This is a genomic window from Streptomyces albicerus, from assembly GCF_008905045.1.
GTDB classification, from domain to species: Bacteria; Actinomycetota; Actinomycetes; order Streptomycetales; family Streptomycetaceae; genus Streptomyces; species Streptomyces albicerus.
Genome location: NZ_VWMY01000045.1, coordinates 72,004 through 92,860 on the forward strand (window position 1 = coordinate 72,004; position 20,857 = coordinate 92,860).

Annotated in this window: 17 protein-coding genes; 11 read left to right on the plus strand and 6 right to left on the minus strand. The window is 70.2% G+C overall.

The features are described from left to right. Positions 1 to 114 precede the first annotated feature (114 nt). Positions 115 to 2,517, minus strand: a complete 2,403-nt coding sequence (gene treY / locus GAS53_RS35195; protein WP_151481826.1) for a malto-oligosyltrehalose synthase — start codon at positions 2,515 to 2,517, stop codon at positions 115 to 117. Between the two features lie 197 nt (positions 2,518 to 2,714). Then, positions 2,715 to 4,823 (minus strand): glycogen debranching protein GlgX, encoded by a 2,109-nt coding sequence (gene glgX, locus GAS53_RS35200; RefSeq protein WP_151481827.1) that lies wholly within the window; start codon positions 4,821 to 4,823, stop codon positions 2,715 to 2,717. Positions 4,824 to 5,000: 177 nt separating this feature from the next. On the opposite strand from glgX, the gene GAS53_RS35205 reads away from it, so the two are divergent. The 4 genes from GAS53_RS35205 (at position 5,001) to GAS53_RS35220 (ending at position 9,458) form a co-directional block, all read left to right on the plus strand. After that, on the plus strand, positions 5,001 to 5,822 hold the full coding sequence (locus tag GAS53_RS35205) for a Tat pathway signal sequence domain protein (protein ID WP_151481828.1): 822 nt from the start codon (positions 5,001 to 5,003) through the stop codon (positions 5,820 to 5,822). A gap of 88 nt (positions 5,823 to 5,910) precedes the next feature. Beyond that, on the plus strand, positions 5,911 to 7,227 hold the full coding sequence (locus GAS53_RS35210; RefSeq protein ID WP_151481829.1) for a copper amine oxidase: 1,317 nt from the start codon (positions 5,911 to 5,913) through the stop codon (positions 7,225 to 7,227). 102 nt (positions 7,228 to 7,329) lie between these two features. After that, complete coding sequence (locus tag GAS53_RS35215; protein WP_151481830.1) at positions 7,330 to 8,562, plus strand: SAV2148 family HEPN domain-containing protein; 1,233 nt, start codon at positions 7,330 to 7,332, stop codon at positions 8,560 to 8,562. Between the two features lie 173 nt (positions 8,563 to 8,735). After that, a complete protein-coding gene (locus GAS53_RS35220) occupies positions 8,736 to 9,458 on the plus strand; it encodes a 3'-5' exonuclease (protein WP_151481853.1) in 723 nt (240 codons plus the stop codon). A 9-nt stretch (positions 9,459 to 9,467) separates the two neighbouring features. Here the strand turns inward: GAS53_RS35220 and GAS53_RS35225 are convergent, their stop codons facing one another. Continuing rightward, positions 9,468 to 10,007: a YbaK/EbsC family protein gene (locus GAS53_RS35225; RefSeq protein ID WP_151481831.1), complete on the minus strand. Its 540-nt coding sequence runs from the start codon at positions 10,005 to 10,007 to the stop codon at positions 9,468 to 9,470. Further along, on the minus strand, positions 9,941 to 10,978 hold the full coding sequence (locus GAS53_RS35230) for a DMT family transporter (protein WP_151481832.1): 1,038 nt from the start codon (positions 10,976 to 10,978) through the stop codon (positions 9,941 to 9,943). Before GAS53_RS35230 ends, GAS53_RS35225 begins: the two co-directional genes overlap by 67 nt. A gap of 93 nt (positions 10,979 to 11,071) precedes the next feature. Between GAS53_RS35230 and GAS53_RS35235 the strand changes: the two genes are divergently transcribed. Then, positions 11,072 to 11,974, plus strand: a complete 903-nt coding sequence (locus GAS53_RS35235) for a LysR family transcriptional regulator (RefSeq protein WP_151481833.1) — start codon at positions 11,072 to 11,074, stop codon at positions 11,972 to 11,974. Between the two features lie 41 nt (positions 11,975 to 12,015). On the opposite strand, the gene GAS53_RS35240 is transcribed toward GAS53_RS35235, so the two are convergent. Beyond that, on the minus strand, positions 12,016 to 12,867 hold the full coding sequence (locus GAS53_RS35240) for a phosphotransferase enzyme family protein (RefSeq protein WP_151481834.1): 852 nt from the start codon (positions 12,865 to 12,867) through the stop codon (positions 12,016 to 12,018). A 263-nt stretch (positions 12,868 to 13,130) separates the two neighbouring features. On the opposite strand from GAS53_RS35240, the gene GAS53_RS35245 reads away from it, so the two are divergent. The 4 genes from GAS53_RS35245 (at position 13,131) to erm (ending at position 17,325) form a co-directional block, all read left to right on the plus strand. Next, a complete protein-coding gene (locus GAS53_RS35245) occupies positions 13,131 to 14,063 on the plus strand; it encodes a carbohydrate ABC transporter permease (RefSeq protein WP_225859278.1) in 933 nt (310 codons plus the stop codon). Next, positions 14,060 to 14,893 carry a carbohydrate ABC transporter permease gene (locus GAS53_RS35250; RefSeq protein WP_151481835.1) on the plus strand — a complete coding sequence of 278 codons (834 nt, stop codon included), beginning with the start codon at positions 14,060 to 14,062 and terminating at the stop codon, positions 14,891 to 14,893. The genes GAS53_RS35245 and GAS53_RS35250 overlap by 4 nt, the downstream gene beginning before the upstream one ends. A 5-nt stretch (positions 14,894 to 14,898) precedes the next feature. Then, a complete protein-coding gene (locus tag GAS53_RS35255; protein WP_151481836.1) occupies positions 14,899 to 16,191 on the plus strand; it encodes an ABC transporter substrate-binding protein in 1,293 nt (430 codons plus the stop codon). A 351-nt stretch (positions 16,192 to 16,542) separates the two neighbouring features. Further along, a complete protein-coding gene (gene erm / locus GAS53_RS35260; protein WP_151481837.1) occupies positions 16,543 to 17,325 on the plus strand; it encodes an ErmE/ErmH/ErmO/ErmR family 23S rRNA (adenine(2058)-N(6))-methyltransferase in 783 nt (260 codons plus the stop codon). Positions 17,326 to 17,336: 11 nt separating this feature from the next. On the opposite strand, the gene GAS53_RS35265 is transcribed toward erm, so the two are convergent. Next, on the minus strand, positions 17,337 to 18,125 hold the full coding sequence (locus tag GAS53_RS35265; RefSeq protein ID WP_151481838.1) for an oxygen-binding di-iron domain-containing protein: 789 nt from the start codon (positions 18,123 to 18,125) through the stop codon (positions 17,337 to 17,339). Between the two features lie 147 nt (positions 18,126 to 18,272). On the opposite strand from GAS53_RS35265, the gene mgt reads away from it, so the two are divergent. Both mgt and GAS53_RS35275 read left to right on the plus strand, forming a co-directional pair. Beyond that, complete coding sequence (gene mgt, locus GAS53_RS35270; protein ID WP_151481839.1) at positions 18,273 to 19,517, plus strand: macrolide-inactivating glycosyltransferase; 1,245 nt, start codon at positions 18,273 to 18,275, stop codon at positions 19,515 to 19,517. 251 nt (positions 19,518 to 19,768) lie between these two features. Then, entirely contained in the window at positions 19,769 to 20,806 is a 1,038-nt protein-coding gene (locus tag GAS53_RS35275; protein ID WP_151481840.1) for a CDP-alcohol phosphatidyltransferase family protein, read from the plus strand. Positions 20,807 to 20,857 lie beyond the last annotated feature (51 nt).

Here is a 20,857-nt window from a genome sequence, read left to right on the forward strand (position 1 = left end):
GGAGGGGCGCCTCCAGGGAACGCCCAGCAGCGTTTACCGGTAGCCGGGGGACAATTCGCTCCCTGACGGCTGATGTGACCCGCGTCCGCCCGCGGATGGAACGGACGCCACGGATCAGTCGCTCTCCCGGGAGCCGTCTCCCACCCGCTCCAGCAGCACCACCGGCAACCGACCGAAAAGCGCCTCCACGCGCGTGTGCCCCGTGAACTCCCGTCCCGGAGTGAGCAGATCGGCCCACCGCCCCTCGGGCAGCGGCAGCACCGTGTTGCGCCAGCCGCCCGCCTCCTCCAGACGCAGCGACAGCCGCGTGACAGCCGTGACCACCTCTCCGGAGCGCTCGAACGCCACACAGTGCGCGGCGCCCGGACCCTCCGCGAGCAGTGGGGCGTACGTCGCCGCCTCGCCGAAGACGGCGGGCCGCCGCCCGCGCAGCCGCAGCGCGGCCACGGTGAGCGCGGCCTTCTCGGCGGACAGGCCGCCCGAGTCCTCCGGCGGGAAGCTCACGGGCCGCCGGTTGTCCGGGTCCACCAGGGCCCGGTACTCGGCCTCCGTGCCCTGATACAGGTCCGGCACGCCCGGCATCGTCAGATGGACCAGGGCGGCCCCCAGAACGTTCGCCCGGACATACGGCTCCAGGGAGCTCCTGAACTCGGCCACGCGCTGCCCGGGCGCCCCGCACGGCCCCGCCTTCAGGAACGCCGCCACAGCGGCCTCGTACGCCGGATCCTGCTCGGTCCAGGAGGTGCCGAGACCCGCCTCCCGGACATGCTTCAGCAACGCGTCCTGGAGCCGTTCCCCGGCCGCGGGGCCGAGTCCGACCGCGGTCTGCCACGCGGCCCAGGCCACCTGCGGATCCGGCGCGCCCACCCCTTCGACCGCCGTCCGCCCGGTCACCTCGGCCAGCAGGTCGGCCCAGCGCGACGGGACCTGCGTGAGCACGGAGATCGCGGCCCGTACGTCGGCGCTGCGCTTCGTGTCGTGCGTGGACAGCACGGTGCCGGTGGCGGGCCAGTCACGCTGCACGCGCGCGCAGTACGCGTGGAAGACCTCCGGGGACACGCCCGGCGCCCCCGGCTCGCCGCCCACCTCGGTGGCCGACAGCAGCGGAACGTACCGGTAGAACGCCGTGTCCTCCATGGACTTGGCCCGCAGCGCCGAAGCGGTCTGCGCGAACCGGGCCCGGAACGCCTCGTACTCGGGCCCGTCGCCGACCCGGCCCAGCACCAGGTCCCGTACGAGATCCACCGCCTGGGCCTCCTCGGGCGCCTTGAAGGCCTGCCGGGCCTCGTCCGCGGCCTCCTCGGTGACGACCGACGCGGCGTCCCCGGAGGTGTACGGCCGGTACACCTCCAGGCGCACCAGCAGCTCCCGCAGCGCGGTGCGCAGGGCCCAGGGGGCGCGGTCGCGCAGCGCCGGGTCCGGCGACGTGCGGCACAGGCGGTCCGCCTCGCGCGTGAGGCGGTCGATCTCGGCCGCCAGCTCGTGATGGACGACCTTGTACGCGGCCCGCCGCACCGTCGCCTCCCATACGCCGCCACGGTCCGCCTGAGGGGCCGCGAAGCGCCGGTACTGGCCGAGGAGTTCCCCCGCGCCCGCCGGGTCCGTGAAGAGGCCGTCCACGTGCCGCAGCGCGTCGTAGCCGGTGGTGCCCGCGACCGGCCAGGCGGCGGGCAGCGGTTCGCCGTCCGCGAGGATCTTCTCGACCACCGTCCAGCGCCCGCCCGTCGCCTCGTGGAGACGCCGGAGGTACGCGTCCGGGTCGGCAAGGCCGTCCGGGTGGTCGATCCGCAGCCCGTCGACCACGCCCTCGTGCAGCAGCTCCAGGATCTTCCCGTGCGTGGCCCCGAACACCTCCGGGTCCTCGACGCGCACCCCGATGAGCTCCGAAATGCTGAAGAACCGGCGGTAGTTGAGCTCGGTGCGGGCCAGCCGCCACCACGCCAGGCGATACCACTGCGCGTCCAGCAGCTGAGGCAGCGGCAGCTTTTCGGTGCCCTCGCGCAGCGGGAACGCGTGGTCGTAGTAGCGCAGGACGTCGCCGTCGACCTCCAGGGCGCCCAGCTCCGCGCCGAGCGGCTGCCCGAGCACCGGCAGCAGCATCCGCCCGTCCTGGGCCGGCCAGTCGATGTCGAACCAGCGCGCGTACGGCGAGTCCGGGCCCTCGCGCAGCACCTCCCACAGGGGGCGGTTGTGGCGCGGGGACATGGCCATGTGGTTCGGCACGATGTCCACCACGAGCCCCAGACCGTGCTCCCGCGCGGTGCGCGACAGGGACCGCAGCCCCGCCTCGCCGCCCAGCTCGCCGCGCACGCGCGCGTGGTCCACCACGTCATAGCCGTGCGCCGACCCGGGAACGGCCTCCAGGACCGGCGACAGATGCAGATGCGAGACCCCGAGCGAGGCCAGGTACGGCACGGCCGCCTCGGCCGCCCCGAACGGGAACTCCGGCTGCAGCTGAAGCCGGTACGTGGCGGTCGGCGCGGCAGGGCCCACCGGGTCGGGACGCTCAGGTGTCATGGGAACCTACGTACCCGCCCGGCGGCCTTTCGTGTCATCGACACGCCAGCGCTGCGCTTTGCTTGGCGGGACGGTCAGTGGCAGTACTGAGGCTGCGGGTCGGTGGGGGCTGGTCGCGCCCACGCGGCGGAGCCGCATATGTCACAGCCCCGCGCCCCTTGAGGGGCGCGGGGTATCGCCGGACCATGCCCATCAGTTCAGGCAGGTCGCTGAAGCACCATCATGCTTCGGTCCACGAGCGACAGCCGGTCGCCCGCCTTCACCTTCGGCGCCGTCGCGGGGTCCACCCCTTCCGACCGGGCCGTGTCGACCACGACCTGCCACTGCCGCCCGTGATTGACCGGCACCACGAACTCGGTCGTCTTCGGCGAGGCGTTGAACATCAGCAGGAACGAGTCGTCGCTGATGCGCTCGCCGCGCGGACCCGGCTCGGAGATCGCGTTGCCGTTGAGGAACACGGACAGCGCGCGCGCCTGCGTGGAATTCCAGTCGCGCTGGGTCATCTCCTCACCCGCGGGGGTGAACCAGGCGATGTCCGACAGCTCGTCGTGGGTGCCTTGTACGGGCCGGCCGTGGAAGAACCGCCGCCGCCGGAAGACAGGGTGCTCGCGGCGAAGCCGCACCATCGCGCGCGTGAACTCCAGCAGCTCACCGCCGTCCTCGGGCCACGGCACCCAGGCCAGCTCACTGTCCTGGCAGTACGCGTTGTTGTTGCCGCCCTGCGTGCGCGCGAACTCGTCGCCGTGGCTGAGCATGGGCACGCCCTGGGAGAGCAGCAGCGTCGCGGTGAAGTTCCGCATCTGACGCGCCCGCAGTTCAAGGACCTCCGGGTCGCCGGTCTCGCCCTCGGCCCCGCAGTTCCACGACCGGTTGTGGCTCTCGCCGTCGCGGTTGTCCTCGCCGTTCGCGTGGTTGTGCTTGTCGTTGTACGACACCAGGTCGTGCAGAGTGAACCCGTCGTGGCAGGTCACGAAGTTGATGGACGCCAGCGGGCGCCGCCCGTCGTCCTGGTAGAGGTCCGAGGACCCCGTCAGCCGGGACGCGAACTCCGCGAGCGTGCGCGGCTCGCCCCGCCACATGTCCCGTACGGTGTCGCGGTACTTGCCGTTCCACTCGGTCCACAGCGGTGGGAAGTTGCCCACCTGGTAGCCGCCCTCGCCGACGTCCCAGGGCTCGGCGATCAGCTTCACCTGGGAGACCACCGGGTCCTGCTGCACCAGGTCGAAGAACGAGGACAGCCGGTCCACCTCGTGGAACTGCCGGGCCAGCGTCGCCGCGAGGTCGAAGCGGAATCCGTCGACGTGCATCTCGGTGACCCAGTAGCGCAGCGAGTCCATGATCAGCTGCAGCACGTGCGGGGAGCGCATGAGCAGCGAATTGCCCGTCCCCGTGGTGTCCATGTAGTAGCGCGGATCGTCCGTCAGCCGGTAGTACGAGGAGTTGTCGAGGCCCCTGAAGGACAGCGTCGGCCCCAGGTGGTTGCCCTCGGCCGTGTGGTTGTAGACCACGTCCAGGATGACCTCGATACCGGCCTCGTGCAGCGCCCGTACGGCCGACTTGAACTCCAGGACCTGCTGGCCGCGGTCGCCCCAGGAGGCGTACGCGTTGTGCGGGGCGAAGAAACCGATGGTGTTGTAGCCCCAGTAGTTGTTGAGGCCCATGTCGACCAGACGGTGGTCGTTCACGAACTGGTGAACGGGCATCAGCTCCAGTGCCGTGACGCCCAGTTCGGTCAGGTGTTCGATAATGGCGGGGTGGGCGAGTGCCGCGTATGTGCCGCGCAGCTCGTCGGGCAGCCCCGGGTGGCGCATCGTCAGGCCCTTCACATGGGCCTCGTAGAGCAGCGTGTGGTGGTACTCGGTGCGCGGGCGCCGGTCGTCGCCCCAGTCGAAGTACGGGTTGACCACCACCGAGCTCATCGTGTGGGGCGCCGAGTCCAGGTCGTTGCGCTTGCCCGGCGACCCGAAGTGGTAGCCGTACACCTCCTCGCCCCACTCGATGCTTCCGCTTATGGCACGCGCGTACGGGTCGAGCAGCAGCTTCGCGGAGTTGCAGCGGTGCCCGCGCTCCGGCGCGTACGGACCGTGCACACGGAAGCCGTACCGCTGGCCCGGCATGATGCCGGGCAGGTACGCGTGCCGCACGAACGCGTCGGTCTCGCGCAGCTCTATCGCCGTCTCCGAGCCGTCGTCGTGCAGCAAGCACAGCTCGATTCGGTCCGCGGCCTCCGAGAAGACCGCGAAGTTCGTGCCGGCGCCGTCGTACGTGGCACCGAGTGGGTACGCCTGTCCAGGCCAGACCTGCATGGATGCAACTCTTCCAGTTGTGCGACGCCGCAGGGGGCGACTCCCGCCCGAGTGTCCCCGAAAGTGATGGAACCACCTATGACTTACCTCCCTCTTACCGGTTGACCCGTGCATACGAGGTATGCCGACCAGTGGGACTCAAGGGACTCCTAGGGCAATAGGAGGAGTGGGGGGAATGTGCGCAAGATAGTGCACCGCCATTTGGGCAAGGTGATGGCGGGCGCGGGCATCGCCGTCGCCGGGACCGCCGTGATGGTCGCGGTCACCCTGCCGGGCTCGGCGGGCGCCGACGACTCGGACGGCGGCCAGGGGGCCGGTCAGACCTCCCAGCAGGCGGGGCAGGACCAGGGCCAGGGGCCGGGGCAGACCGCGGTGCAGCCGGGCGTCGTCGAGCAGGCCCCCGCCGACGGCGACACGGGCAAGGGGCGCGACCCGCTCACCGACGACGAGGCCAAGCGCGTCGAGCAGCTCGCCCTGGACCGGCAGCTGCTGCGCACCAGCGAGAACGTCGAAGGAGACCGGGGTCCGCAGCGGATCACCGTCAACCTCGCCGAGCCCGAGGCGGACGAACTGGACGACCCCGCCGCGCCGCGCCGCGCCGACGTGTCGTTCTACGACTACAAGGACGACTCGCTCGTCACCAAGACGGTCAACCTCGACACCGGCAAGGTCGAGCAGACGGACACCCAGCAGGGCGTTCAGCCGCCGCTCAGCCGCGCCGAGACCGTCGAGGCCGCACAGCTCCTGATCGCCGACCCGCTCGGCGCCGGTCTGAAGGCGGACTACAAGGACGCCACCGACAAGGAACTGACCTCTCCCGACCAGCTGGTGCTCAGCAGCATGGTCTTCCGGGCGACCCCGGGTATGCCGGCCGCCATCGCCGACTGCGGCGAGCACCGCTGCCTGCGGCTCTTCGTGAAGGTCAAGAACGGGCCCTGGATCGACAGCCGTGACCTGGTGGTCGACCTGAGCGCCCGCAAGGTCACCAAGACCGGCTGAACGGGTCTCCGGTCAGCGACCTTCGTTCATCGCCCTGAGTTCGTTCACTTTCCCAACTCACGCTCCTCTGTAAGGGAGTCATTTCTTGATGCGCGTGAACAGAATCAGCCGCGCCCGCAGGCGGACGATGGTGGGCCTCTCCGTGGCCGCCCTGACCGTCGGTGCCGCGACGGCCGCGGGACCGGCCGTCGCCCAGCCCAAGGCCGCCCCCGCGGCGGCCGCCGACTGCAGCGCGGCGTACAAGATCGAGCAGAAACTCTCCACCGGCACCACCTGGACGATGTGCTGGCACTACGAGAGCGAGGCCGGGCTGGTCCTGGAGAACGTCTCGTACCAGCCCAAGGGCGAAGCCCGTCCGATACGCGTCCTGACCAGCGGGAAGCTCGGGCAGATACACGTCCCCTACGACGACGGCTCGGTCGAGTACGACGACCTCACGGGCTTCGGCTTCGGGCAGGGCCTGATGAACCTGGCCCCCGGAGAGTGCCCCGGCGGCACCATCAAGACCGTCAAGGTCCCGGACGGGGACCCGGCGAACCCGAACGTCAAGGGCCTGTGCACCACGACCCGCGCGCGTGGCCACGCCTACCGCATGCAGGGCGACTCGGCGAACAAGGTCTGGCAGCAGCAGGGCAAGGACCTGCTCGTCTACACGGTCAACCAGGTCGGCTGGTACGAGTACATGACCGAATGGCGCTTCCAGGACGACGGCACGATCAACATGAACGTCGGCGCCACCGGCAGCCTCGCGCCCGAGGACTACGACGCCGGCGACGGCCGTGGCTGGCCGATCGGCAAGGGTGCCAAGGACTACGCCACGAGCCACAGCCACAACGTCTTCTGGCGGCTCAACTTCGGCCTCGACGGCTCCTCCAAGAACAAGGTCGAGCAGTACGACTCCGTGGTCAGCCCGCCCGCCCAGGGCGGCGCGGCCCCGCGGAACAAGACCACGCGCACGAACATCACCAAGGAACTCGCCGGCGACGCCAAGAACATGCGCTGGTGGCGCGTGGTCAGCACGGTGGGCAAGAACAAGGACAATCACGCCCGTTCGTACGAGTTCGTGCCGGGCGCCACCACCAAGTACCCGGGCCGCAGTTACACCAAGCACGACATCTACTTCACCCAGTACAAGAAGTGCGAGCAGTTCGCCAGCAACAACCTGCGCAACTGCGGTGCCGGAGCCGGCAAGTCCGTCGACAAGTGGGTCAACGGACAGACCCTCACGCACCCCGTGGCCTGGGTCAACGTGGGCTTCCACCATGTCGCCCGGGACGAGGACCAGCAGCCCATGCCGGTCCACTGGCAGGGCTTCTCGATCGCCCCGCGGGACGTCACCGCTATGAATCCGCTCACTCCGCCGGAGCTCGCCGACCAGAACGGGCATGTGGAAGCGGGGAGTTGAGAAACGACCTGTCCATCCGGCTGCACCGCCTGCCGCTCCCGGAGTACCCTTCCTTGATCGTTGGCTGGGGGAGTGCTCGGGGGAGCGGAAGGCGGTGCGCGGGTGGGGTCCGGAGGGCTGGAGTTGCCCCCTGGTGACGGCGGTCACGAGGGGAGCTCCACGGATGCCCCACCGGGCTCGGTGTCCCTTGCGCGACCGATGGAGATCGGAGCGGAGCTGGACTGGGGCGCCGACGCCTGGCGCGAGGTGCGTACGCGCGCCCAGCGAGCCGGGCGGGCCTACATCTGGCTGAACTTGGTGGAACAGCGGCTGCGTGCGGTCGTCGCCGCTGTTCTGCGCCCGATCTACGAGCCCGTCCACGGCGAGGACGACTGGGTGGTCGCCGCCGCGGGACCCGCCGGTCAGGAGTGGGTGCAGCGTGCCGTCGCGGTACGCGAAGTCAGCCGCCGCAAGGGCTACTTGCTCGACCCCGCCGACGACAACGTCCTGAGCTTCCTCACCCTGCCCCAGCTGCGCGAGCTGATGGTGCAGCACTGGCCGTGCTTCGAGCCGTACTTCGACGAGCGCCGGGACGTCGAACTCGCCCTGGACGAACTGGAAGTCACCCGGAACGTCGTCTCGCGCAACCGAGCCCTGTCCGAGGCCGTCCTCGCCCAGGCCGAGCGTGCCTCCGCGAAGCTTCTGGAGATACTCGGCGCGGGCAGCGACGTACCGTCCGCGCGACGGCTGCCCGTCGACGCCGTGGAGAGCCTGGTCGGCGACCGGTACGCGGACGTGGTGGGCGTGCACTCCGACCGGGTGCGGCTGCTGCGGCAGTTCCCCGCGGAGGACATCTTCGGCGGCGCGCGCCGCCTCGACGCCATCGGCATCGGTCTGAACCTCCTCGTGCAGAACTTCTCCGGACGGCGTCTGGTGCGGCTGGCCGAGTCCGGCTGCCGGGTACGGCTGCTGTTCCTGAACCCCGCCTCCAGCGCGGTGAAGCGCCGCGAGCGTGAACTCGGCATCAAACGGGGCGAGTTGAGCCGCTCCGTCGAGATGAACATCCTGCACATGCGCCGGGTGCGGGCCCGCCTGCGCGATCCCGGCGCCTTCGAGATCCAGGTCTACGACGAGACGCCCCGCTTCACGGCGTACCTCGTCGACGGGGACGGCTCGGACGGCATAGCGGTCGTGCAGTCGTATCTGCGCCGGACGCGCGGGATGGAGGCGCCGGTGCTCGTGCTGCGAGGCGCAGGACGGGTGGTCAAGGCGGACGATGCCGGTGAAGAAGGGCTTTTCGGAACATATCGCGAGGAGTTCGAGGTGGCTTGGGCCGATTCGCGGCCTGTGTCCTGACGACTCATGAGATCGGTCCCGCGACGGGCGCCGCGGCCGGTCGCGTGTCGGCCGTGCGACCGGTCCTGTGGCCGGTTCTGCGGCCACTAAGCGGAACGCGGTCCTCTGATTGTCAGTGGCCCATGGGATCGTGGAGGTCACTGGGGGAACGCACCATGAAGAAGGGGGCCGGCATGGGCTGGCACGGGGAGCTGCTGATCGGCTTCGACCTGGAGACGACCGGGACCGATCCGCGCGAGGCGCGCATCGTCACCGGGGCGGTGATCGAGGTCAGGGGCACAGAGCCGGTCGGACGCCGTGAGTGGCTCGCCGACCCGGGGGTCGAGATCCCGGCGGACGCGGTGGCGGTGCACGGGATCAGCAACGAACGGGCGGCGGCCGAGGGCAGGCCCGCCGACCAGGTGGCCGAGGCGATCGCCTCGGTCCTCGTCTCGTACTGGCAGACGGGGGTGCCGGTCGTCGCGTACAACGCGGCGTTCGACCTGACCCTGCTCTCCGCCGAACTGCGGCGGTACGGACTGCCGTCACTGCGCGAGCGGCTCGGCGGCCTCGACCCCGCGCCGGTCATCGACCCGTACACGATCGACCGCTCCGTGGACCGCTACCGCCGCGGCAAGCGGAATCTCGAAGCGGTCTGCGCGGAGTACGGGGTCGCGCTCGACTCCGCCCACGACGCCTCGGCGGACGCCCTGGCCGCGGCCCGCCTCGCCGTCGCGATAGCCGCCCGCCACCCCAAGGTCGCCGCGCTCGGCCCGGCGGAGCTGCACCGCCGCCAGATCGAGTGGTACGCGGAATGGGCAGCCGACTTCCAGAGCTTCCTGCGCCGCAAGGGGGACGCGGCGGCGGTGGTGGACGGGACGTGGCCGGTGCGGGACCTGACGGACGAGCGGGTCTGAGCCGGTCGCTCACACCGGCGTCGGGGTCGGGCTCGCGATGCGCTCGACCCGGGGTGCGGCGATCCGTGCGTAGTCGTCCCCCGAGATGACCAGGGAGCGGTCGAGGCGGGCCGCGTTGAAGTAGAGCCTCGGCTGCGCCACGACGTCCGGGTCGGCGACGAGTTCGAGGTCGGAATCGAAGCTGAACGGGAGCACGGTGCCGGGCACGGCCCGGGCCAGCCGCTCGGCGGTGGCCGCGTCGCTGAAGCCCGCGTAGCGGGCGGCGTACAGCGTGCGGACGGCGTCGAGGTCCACGCGGCGGTCTCCGGGGACGACCGCGAGGACGTGGCGCGTGGTCTTCCGGTCGACCTTGACCCTCAGGACGATGCACTTCGCGGCCTCGGACGTCGGGTGTCCGCGCAGCGCGCTGACCTTTTCGGTGGTGCCTTCGGGCTCGTGGTCGATGAGTCGGTACGGGACGGTGGAGGTGTCGAGCAGGGTGATCAGACGCTCGTAGGTGTCGTAGTCGCGGTCGGTGGTGTCGCGGTCGGTGGTGTCGTGGTCGGGCATGCGGGGTCCTCTTCGGTGGTCTTCGAGTACGTGCCATTCGCGTCCGTGGTGTTCGGATGCGTGGTGTCCGAGTGCTCCGGGTTCGTGAAGTCCGTGGCCCGATGGGCGCGTTCGATGGCCTGGCCCCAGTACGTGCCGGCGACCAACAGGGCCGCGCCGAGACCGGTGAGCGGGGTGAAGTGGTCGCCGGCGAGGCCGATGCCGACCGCCGCTGCCCAGATCGGCTCGGTGCCCAGCAGCAGGCTGGCCCGGCTGGCCGAGGTGCGCTGGACGGCCCAGGTCTGGGCGAGGAAGGCGAACACGCTGCAGAACAGGGCGAGGTAGAGCAGCTGGGCCCAGCCCGCCGTGCCGATGTGGGCGAGGGCCGGAAGATCGCCGGATGCGGGGACCAGGAACAGTGCCGTGCCGACAAGGGTCTGCACGGTGGTCAGCCGCATCGGGCGTATCGCACGGTGTGCGGTGAGCCGTCCGACGAGTGCGACATGGGCCGCCCGTATCAGCGCGGCGGCGAGCATCAGCAGGTCGCCGAGGCGTGGCGCGTGGAAGCCGTTGCCCGACATGAGGAGGCCGACGGCCAGCAGGCAGACACCGGCGGCCGCGTAGAAGGCCGGCGGGAGGCCGCCGCGGTGCCCCGTGCGGTCGAGCAGGGGGGTGAGCACGATGGTGAGGCTGATGATCAGTCCGGCGTTGGCTGCGCTCGTGTGGGCGACGCCGTACGTCTCCACGACCAGGACGGCTGCCTGGGTGACGCCCAGAGGAATGCCGACCCTGATCTCGTCACGGGTCCAGCCGCCGGACTTCCGGTCGGCGGCTACGAGGCCGAGACAGGCGAGCGCGGACAGCGCATACCGCGCGAACAGCACCACCAGGACGGGCAGGACGGCGGTCGCGGTCTGGGCGGAGAGATAGCTGGAACCCCAGACGAGCGCCACCAGGAGAAGTACCGCATCGGTACGGCGGGCAGCAGGCACGCGCCCACCCTGCACTCCCGGCATCCCTGAAGCCCAGAGCCAACTTCTTAAATGATCCTTTAGTTTCCCTACATCGATCCCTAGGCTGAGGGCATGGACGAACGGCAGCTGCGGATCCTGCGTGAGCTGGGCGAACTGGGCAGCGTCACGGCGGTCGCCGAGGCGCTGCTGGTGACGCCCTCGGCGATCTCCCAGCAACTGCGGCTGCTGCAGCGCGCGATTCCGGTGCCGCTCACCGAGCGCCAGGGGCGGCGGCTGGTGCTCACCGACGCCGGGCAGGCCCTGGCCGGCGCGGCGATCGAGGTGGAGACGGCGCTGGAGCGGGCGCGGCACGCGGTCGCCGAGTTCGTCGACCGGCCGGACGGCGAGGTGTCGGTGGCGGCCTTCCACAGCGCGGGTTCGGCCTTCTTCCCGCTGCTGCTACGGGGGCTCGCGGCGCCCGGCGGACCACGGCTGGCCCTCGCCGACGCGGACGTGACACAGGACGACTTCCCGCCGCTGACCCGGGAGTACGACCTCGTGCTCGCCCACCGCCTCGAACACACCCCGGGATGGCCGCGCACCGTGACCGCCACGACGCTGCTGCGCGAACCGCTCGACGTGGCCATGCCCGTCGACCACCCGCTGGCCGTCAAGCGGCGGCTCACCCCGCGCGACGTGGCCGACCAGCCCTGGATCACGGCGCACGACGGCTTCCCGGTCGTGGCCACCATCGACGCCATCGCCACGGCCGCGGGCCGTCGGCTCCGGCTCGCCCACCGCATCAACGAGTTCGCGGTGGTCGCCGAGGCCGTCGCCGCCGGCGGAGGCCTCGCCCTGATGCCCCGCTGGACGATGCGCCCGCATCCCGCGCTGGTCCTCAAACCGCTCAGCGGCGTCCAGGCCCGGCGGCACATCGACGCGCTGCACCGTCCCGAGCGCACGGCGCGCAAGGCCGTACGTACGGTGCTCGCCGAACTGCATCGTGCGGCCGGGACGATCCGCGGCCGGGGCTGACCGACGGCTCCTTCAGAGGTCAGAGACGGCCCCTTCAGAGGTCAGAACGGATACCAGCGAACCGTTTCGTCACCGTCCCGCAGCGAAGCCACCCGGCGCTCGAACTCCGCCAGTGCCTTCGGATTGCTCGGCGCGTGCTGGGCGACCCAGGCGCAGCTGGCCGTCTCGCGCGCCCCGCGCAGCACACCGCAGCCGTCCCACTCGCGCACATCCCAGCCGTACGTCTCCGTGAACGCGTCGTACGCCTCGGCGGGCAGCCCGTACCGGTCTCGGGACAGGGCCATGACCACCAGGTCGTGCTCGCGCAGGTCGGCCGAGAAGGTCTCCAGGTCGACGAGGACCGGTCCGTCGGGGCCGACATGGACGTTGCGGGGCAGCGCGTCGCCGTGGATCGGGCCCGGCGGCAGATGCGGCGCGAGCGTGGCGGCGCCCGAGGCGAAGCCGTCGCGCCGGTCCCGCAGGAACGCGGCGTCCGCCGGATCGATCGCGTCGCCCGCGAGCCGCAGCCAGCGCCCGACGCCGCCGAGCAGCTCGCGGCGGGGCAGTGCGAAGGCGGGGGAGGGCAGGGCGTGCACCAGCCGCAACAGCTCGGCCAGATCACGGGGTTCGGCGGGGCGTACGGGAGTGGGCAGCCGGTGCCACACCGTCACCGGGTGACCGGACACGAAGCGCGCCTTGGGCTCGGCGGCCCGCACCGCGGGGACGCCCGCCTCGGCGAGCCAGACCGCGATGGCCAGCTCCCGACGCGCCCGGTCGAGGAGTTCGGCGTCGCGCCCCACCTTGACGACCAGATCACCGGCCGCGAACACGGCGTTCTCGCCCAGCGCGAGCAACTCCGCACCCCGCCCGAGCCCCGCCTCGGCGAGCACGCCCCGCGCCTGTGCCTCGTCCATCACTCGCCTCCCGTGGCTGTCGCGTACAGCGTCACATGAACGCCGAGTGCCCGCATACGGCGTCGAGAACGCGCCATACGCCGCCCAGTGTCGCATTCGCGCTGGTGGGAGCCCTCACCAGGGCGTGCGCGCTGCCTTGACGCCGTGTCAGTACGTCAGCACGATGACGAGGGCCGCCGGGCCGGCCAGACCCGCATGAGCCGCCTAAAGGAGCCGATTCCGTGACATTGGCGACCGCGAGGAAGCGGTCAACGAAGCGGTCAATGAAGCGATCGACGAAACGGTCGACGAAGCGTGCGCCGGGAGTCGGCGGGGCCGGCGGGCGGCCCGTGGATCACGGCGCGTGGTTTCTGGTGCTGCCCGCGCTGATCCCGATCCTGGTGCTCAGTGTCGGACCGCTCCTCTACGGGATCGCGCTGGCGTTCACCGACTCCCAGTCGGGCCGGACCGAGCCCACGCAGTGGATCGGGACCCTCAACTTCCAGGATCTGCTGCACGACACGCTGTTCTGGGACTCGTTCCGGATCGGTCTGCTGTGGGCGGTCGGCGTGACCGTCCCGCAGTTCCTCCTCGCACTCGGCCTCGCCCTGCTGCTCAACGAGAACCTTCGCTTCCGCCCGCTGGCGCGGGCGCTCGCGATCATCCCGTGGGCGATGCCCGAGGTCGTGGTCGGCATCATGTGGCGGCTCGTCTACAACCCGGACGCGGGCATCCTCAACGAGACGATCCGCGACCTCGGCCTGGGCGAAGGTCGCAACTGGCTGAGTAGCCTGGCCACCGCGCTGCCCGCGGTGATCGTCGTCGGGGTCTGGGCCGGCATGCCCCAGACGACGGTCGCCCTCCTCGCCGGCCTGCAGAACACCCCGCGCGAACTGCACGAGGCGGCCGCGATGGACGGCGCGGGCGCCTGGCGGCGCTTCCGCACGGTGACCTGGCCCGCCCTCAAGCCGGTCGCGCTCGCCATCACCGCGCTGAATTTTATTTGGAACTTCAATTCATTCGCCTTGGTGTACGTGCTGACCAACGGCGGTCCGGGCGGCCGCACCCGGCTGCCGATGCTGTTCGCGTACGAAGAGGCCTTCCGCTACGGGCAGTTCGGCTACGCGGCGGCGATGGGGTGTGTGATGGTCGCAGTCATCTCGGTGATCCTCGCCTGCTACCTCGTGGGCCGGCTGAAGGCGGGTGAGGACGCGTGAAGACCGGCAAAGGGGCCCGCGCGGGCCAGTACCTCGCCCTCCTCGCATATCTCGTATTCCTCGCCTTCCCCTTCCTCTGGCTGCTCTCCACCGCCTTCAAACCGCCGCGCGAGCTGGGCAGTCTGCACCCGACCTGGATCCCCGAGGACCCGACGCTCGCCAACTTCCGGCAGGCCTTCGACGAACAGCCGCTGCTGGACGCCGCGTTCAACTCCCTGATCGCGGCGCTCGGCGCGGCGGTGATCGCCGTACTGATCGCGACCCCGATGGCATTCGTCATGGCCCGGCACCGCACACGGCTCGCGAAGGCGGCGACCGGCTGGGTCGTGGTCAGCCAGGCGTTCCCGTTCGTGCTGGTGATCATCCCGCTGTTCCTGGTTCTGAAGAACCTGCGGCTGATCAACTCCGTACCGGGGCTGATCATGGTGTACGTGGTGTGGGCGCTGCCGTTCGCGCTGTGGATGCTCGTGGGGTACGTACGGGCCGTGCCGACCGAGTTGGAGGAGGCCGCGGCGGTCGACGGGGCGGGCAGGGTGCGGACGCTCGTCTCGATCACCGCCCCGCTCCTCGCACCCGGCATCGTGGCCACCGGGCTGTTCGCGTTCATCAGCGCGTGGAACGAGTTCTTCTTCGCCCTGGTGCTGCTCAAGACCCCGGAGAAACAGACCCTTCCGGTCGTCCTCACGCACTTCCTCGGCGCGGAGGGCGTGGCGGACCTCGGACCCCTCGCCGCGGCCGCGTTTCTGGCGACCCTGCCGTCGCTGGTCGTCTTCGCGATCATCCAGAAACGGATCACGGGCGGCATGCTCGCCGGGGCGGTGAAGAGCTGATGCCGATGCGTACGAGATGGATCGTCGCGCTGGTCGTCGGGCTGCTGCTCACCGGCTGCGTGGGCTGCTCCGGCGACGACAGCGCCTCGGAGGACGGCCGCATCACCCTCCGCTTCCAGTCCCTCGCCTGGCAGCAGGAGTCCGTCGACGCCAACAAGGAGCTGGTGAAGGAGTGGAACGCCACACACCCCGGAGTCAAGGTCGAGTACGTACAGGGGAGTTGGGACAGCGTCCACGACCAGCTGCTCACCTCCTTCGAGGGCGGTGAGGCGCCGGACATCATCCATGACGCCTCGGACGACCTCGCGGACTTCGCGTACGGCGGGTATCTCGCGGATCTGCGCGACCTTCTGCCCGAGCGGCTCAAGTCCGATATTCCGCAGCGGAGTTGGGAGACAGCGACCTTCGGGGACGGGATCTACGGAGTGCCGTTCCTCCAGGAGCCGCGTGTCCTGATCGCCAACGCCACATGGCTGAAGGAGTCCGGCGTACGCGTGCCGACGCCCGAAAAGCCGTGGAGCTGGGGCGAGTTCAGGCAGATCACCGATGAACTGAGCGACGGGAACGGCAAGTACGGCGTGGCCTGGCCGCTCAAGGAACCCGTCTCGGCCACGCTCAACCTGTCGCTCTCCACCGGCGGGCAGCTGTTCCACCGGGACGCCAACGGCAAGGTCCGGATCCGCTTCGGCGAGGCCGATGAGGTGGTCCCGCGCACCATCCACGACCAGGTCAACTCCGATGGGAGTGCGTCGAGTTCGACGCTCGGCAGCGGCGGCTCCGACACGCTGCCCGGGTTCTTCGGTGGCAAGTACGCGATGGTCCCGCTCGGCTTCTCGTACCGGCAGCAGATCGTGCAGCAGGCGCCCAAGGGGTTCGACTGGCAGGTGCTGCCCGCGCCGGCCGGTGCCGACGGGCTCACTCAGGGCGTCAGTCCGCAGACGCTGTCCGTCGCGGAGGACAGCCCTCACCAGAAGGAGGCCGTCGCGTTCATCGACTTCATGCTCCAGCCGCGGAACATGGTGCGGCTCGCGCTCGGCGACTGGATGCTGCCGACCGGCACCCAGGCCCTCCGGGATCCGGCGCTGCACACCGAGGAGAACGGGTGGGCGACGGGCACCGCGCTCGCCGCGCATCTGCGGTCGGCGCCCGCCCAGTCCGTACGCGGCTATCCGGAGTGGAAGGACAAGGTCGCGACCCCAGCGCTCCAGGAGTACTACAGCGGGGCCATCGGGCTGGGGGAGTTGCGCGAGCGGTTGGTGGAGGACGGGAACCTGGTGCTGGCCCGCTATCAGCGTTGAGCGCCGTCATGGGGCGTCACGGGGATCGCGACCGCGCCGCGGGGCGCGAGAAAACCGGTTGTCCGTCCCCTCCGGGCCCGCCTAGCGTGCTGCTCGTGGGTATCAACGCGATTTTCTTCTCCGGTCACGGCCGGGGCTGCACGTACTCCATCCGGATGCGTCGCGCCCCCGGTGCCCTGACCGGCCCGGGGGACCACGTCCGCTGACGGCTCTGCCGCCGGGCACCCCTTTTCGTACGCCTTGAAGCAGGCACGCATCTGACGCGTGCCCGCCCTGCGCGTCCTTCTCCTGTCTCCGGTCGGGGCCTTCGTCTGCCCGTATGCCCCGCACGGAAGACAAGGACCGCAGGCCATGGCCCGCCCCACCGCAGTTTCGCGCGCGCTCTCGCAGAACTTCCTCGCCGACCGCGCCACCGCCGACCGTCTCGCCCGGCTCGCCGTACCGCATCCGCATCACCGGCCCCTGCTGCTCGAAGTGGGCGCGGGCAAGGGTGCGTTGACCGATGTGCTCGCGCCCCGGTGCGGGGAGCTGCTCGCCTACGAGATCGACCCGCGGCTCGTACCCGCGCTGCGCGCCCGCTTCTCCGCGACCCCCCAAGTACGGGTGATCGGCGGCGACTTCCTCGCCGCGCGGTCGCCGCGTACACCCTTCTCCGTCGCCGGAAACGTGCCGTTCTCCCGCACCTCGGCCGTCGTCGACTGGTGTCTGCGCGCGCCCGCACTCACCGACGCCACCCTCCTCACCCAGCTCGAATACGCCCGCAAACGCACGGGAAACTACGGGAGTTGGACCCTGCTGACGATCCGCAGCTGGCCGCGCTTCGAGTGGCGGTTCCTCGGGCGGGTCGCCAGGACCCGGTTCCGGCCCGTGCCCCGGGTCGACGCCGGGATCGTACGCATCGAGCGGCGCGGCACACCGCTGCTCGACCCGCCCGCGTACGACGCCTGGCGGCACCTGGTCGAGCTGGGCTTCTCCGGCGTCGGGGGTTCGCTGCACGCCTCATTGCGCCGGGCCCACCCGAGGCGCCGGGTCGACTCGGCGTTCCGCTCCGCGCGCCTCGACCCCCGTGCGCTGGTCGGCGAGGTGTCGCCCGAGCAGTGGATGGGGCTCCACCAGGTGCTGGAGCCACGTTGAGCACACGTCCGTCAGTCGAGCCCGGGATGCGGTGCCGAGAGGACGCTCGGCCGGTTGACGAACCCGGCCTCGGGTCCGAAGTGCGACTCCAGCCCGTCCGCCAGGTCCTTCAGCGCGCCGGCGCAGTCACCGTTGAACGACGAGCCGTGCATCACCGCGAGCGTCGTCGGCTGCAGATCGGCGAGCGAGCGCAGCGCCGTCGTGACGGCGGTCAGGCAGGAGATCTGCCGGAACATCCCCTCGGCCTCCAACGACAGTTCGACGAGGTTGTCGCCGGTGACGGCGGGACCGTTGCCGAGATGCGTGAACAGGTCGCCGCAGAACAGGGTGCGGGTGTGCTCCTCGAAGAGCAGCCGAGCCTCCCAATTGTGCGGTACGTGCGGGGTGTTGATGTTGCGGACGATCCGGCGGACCTGGCTGCCGCCGAGGTCGAGGGTCTCCCCGTCGTCCATCGGGCGAGGCTCCCGGGACGCGAGGTCATTGAGCGTGACCAGACAGCCCAGGGTGTTGTGGGCGACCTCGGCGTGCGGGGCGGCGGCCAGGAACTCGTTCATCGCGCCGCACTCGTCGGCCTCGACATGACCGAAGGTCACCCAGCGCAGCCGCTCCACCGGCACCACGCGCGTGATCGCCTCGGAAACGGCCGGGAAGACCGCGCGCATCCCGGTGTGGAAGATCAGGGGTTCCTCCGCCGCGATCAGGAACTGGTTGAAGGTGAAGCCCGCCGGCGGGGCTACCTCGGGCATATGGGTCGAGATCCGGTAAATGCCTTCGGCGATCTCGTCGATACGCGTCTCCACGGTGAACCGTCCCTTCGTGACGGCGGTGGGTCCCGTATGTCGGCCCTGTCTTCCGTGGTACCTGATCGGGCCCCACTCCGCTACCGCACACAGCGTCACCCCGAAAACGGATTGCACGAGACGTCTCGTCTCGTTTAGGGTCGACGCATGACCACACCAAGCCCCGCTCACATCGCCATGTTCTCCATCGCCGCCCACGGGCATGTGAACCCGAGCATCGAGGTGATCCGGGAGCTTGTCGCCCGTGGCCACCGGGTCACGTACGCGATTCCGCCGGCCTTCGCGGAGAAGGTGGCTGAGACGGGTGCCGAGCCGAAGCTCTGGAACTCCACCCTGCCGTCCCCGGACGATGACCCGGAGGCGTGGGGGACCACGCTCCTGGACAACGTGGAACCCTTCCTGGACGACGCGATCCAGGCGCTGCCGCAGCTCATCGAAGCGTATGAGGGCGACGAGCCGGACCTCGTGCTGCACGACATCACCTCGTACCCGGCCCGCGTCCTCGCGCACCGCTGGGGCGTCCCGGCCGTCTCGCTCTCTCCGAACCTCGTCGCCTGGGACGGTTACGAGGAGGAGGTCGCCGAGCCCATGTGGGCGGAGCCGAAGAAGACCGAGCGGGGCCAGGCGTACTACGCGCGCTTCCACGCCTGGCTCGAGGAGAACGGGATCACGCAGCACCCCGACCCGTTCATGGGCCGCCCCGCCCGCTCTCTCGTCCTGATCCCGAAGGTCCTTCAGCCGAATGCCGAGCGGGTCGACGAGTCGGTGTACACCTTCGTCGGCGCCTGCCAGGGTGACCGCGCGGCCCAAGGGGAGTGGCGGCGGCCCGCCGACGCCGAGCGTGTCGTCCTCGTGTCCCTGGGTTCTGCCTTCACCAGACAGCCGGGCTTCTATCGCGATTGCGTGAAGGCCTTCGGCGATCTGCCGGGCTGGCACCTGGTGCTCCAGATCGGCAAGCACGTCGACCCGGCCGAGCTCGGCGAGGTCCCGGGGAACGTGGAAGTCCACGACTGGGTACCGCAGCTGGCGATCCTCAAGCAGGCCGACGCCTTCATCACGCACGCGGGCGCCGGTGGCAGCCAGGAAGGGCTGGCGACCGCCACACCGATGGTCTGCGTGCCCCAGGCCGTCGACCAGTTCGGCAACGCGGACATGCTTCAGGCGCTGGGAGTCGCCCGCCACGTACCGATGGAGGAGGCGACGGCCGAGACTCTGCGCGAGGCCGTGCTCGCGCTGGCCGGTGACCCGGAGGTGGCGCGGCGGCTCAAGGAGCTCCAGGCGGAGATGGCGGCCGAGGGCGGCACGAAGCGTGCGGCGGATCTGATCGAAGCGGAAATCCGAAAGGGGCGCGACCGAGGTGTCGCTGAGCCCCGAAAGGGCGTGATCGGGTGACCGTCAGCGAACTCGGAATTCCCCCGGGTCACGGTTGTACGCCAACGGTGAAGCCATGGCGCACTTTGGATAACAGGACGGTCATTCGGTAACGCTCGGGTAACGCGGGGTCTGCCCGGTCAAGGCGCGGACTGGGTTACCGAGTACGACCGTTACCCCCAGTCAAAGGTTGCGTGGGTCTCTTCTTGTTCCTTGTCTGAACACCTTCCTAGCGTGAGGTGAACTCACTTCGAACTTTGGGAAGTTGACCTATGCGCCGAGACATACCGCCCCTCGCCGAGGTGCGCCGCATCACCCAGAAGAAGCGTGACGCGTGGTGGACCGTGCTGCTCGTCGACCCGGTCGCCACGCCGCTGGTGAGGCTGACCGCGATGCGTACGAAGGTCACGCCGAACCAGATCACCTGGGGCGCGTTCCTGCTCGGGCTGGTCTCGGCGGCGTGCTTCGCACTCGGTGACTGGCGGTGGCTGATCGCCGGTGCGGTCGTCTACCACCTGAGCTTCGTCCTCGACTGCATGGACGGGAAAGTGGCCCGGCTCACCGGCCAGGGCTCCGTGTTCGGGGCCTGGCTGGACTTCGTCTTCGACCGTATCCGGGTGGCGGTGTGCGGGGTCGCGCTGATGGCCGGGCAGTACGACCGCATCGGCGACACGATCTACATCTGGCTGGCCCTCGCCGTCGTCGGCCTCGACACGCTGCGGTACATCAACTCCCTGGAGATCTTCAAGATCCGCCACTCCATGCGGAAGCAGATCAAGGCGCGTATGCGGGACGCCCGGCGCGCGGAGAACTCCGCCGAACTCGCCTTCATGGAAGACCTGTTGCGCAACAACCCCGAGGCGGACATCGAACAGGACCTCCGCAAGGCGACCGCCGCGGACTCCGCAACGGCCTCGAGCACGGCTTCCGCGGCACCGCCAGAGCAGCCGGTGCACCCATCGGGCACCGAATCCGGCCTCGAAGGCACCGCCGACGACCCCGAGAAGCCCCAGGCCCAAGTGATCGACCTCCACCAGGAGTTCCGCCACCGCTTCCCGGTCTATCTCCGCGCACGTTCCTTCCTCCTGCGCCACCGCATCCGTACGCACCTGGTGAGCGGCATCGAATTCCAGATGGGCGTCTTCATCGTCGGCCCTCTCCTCGACGCGGTCATCGAGGCGACCGTCGTCTCCGGCTCCCTGCTCCTCCTCTTCGAACTCGCCATCATCTACAAGCTGCTGCTCTCCACCCGCGACTTCACCCGCACGATCGACTCCTTCGAACGGGACGAGGTGGCCGCGGCGGCCTGAGGGCGTCGCACACGACAGTGTGGCCGGGGCGAGTGCCCCGGCCACACTTCG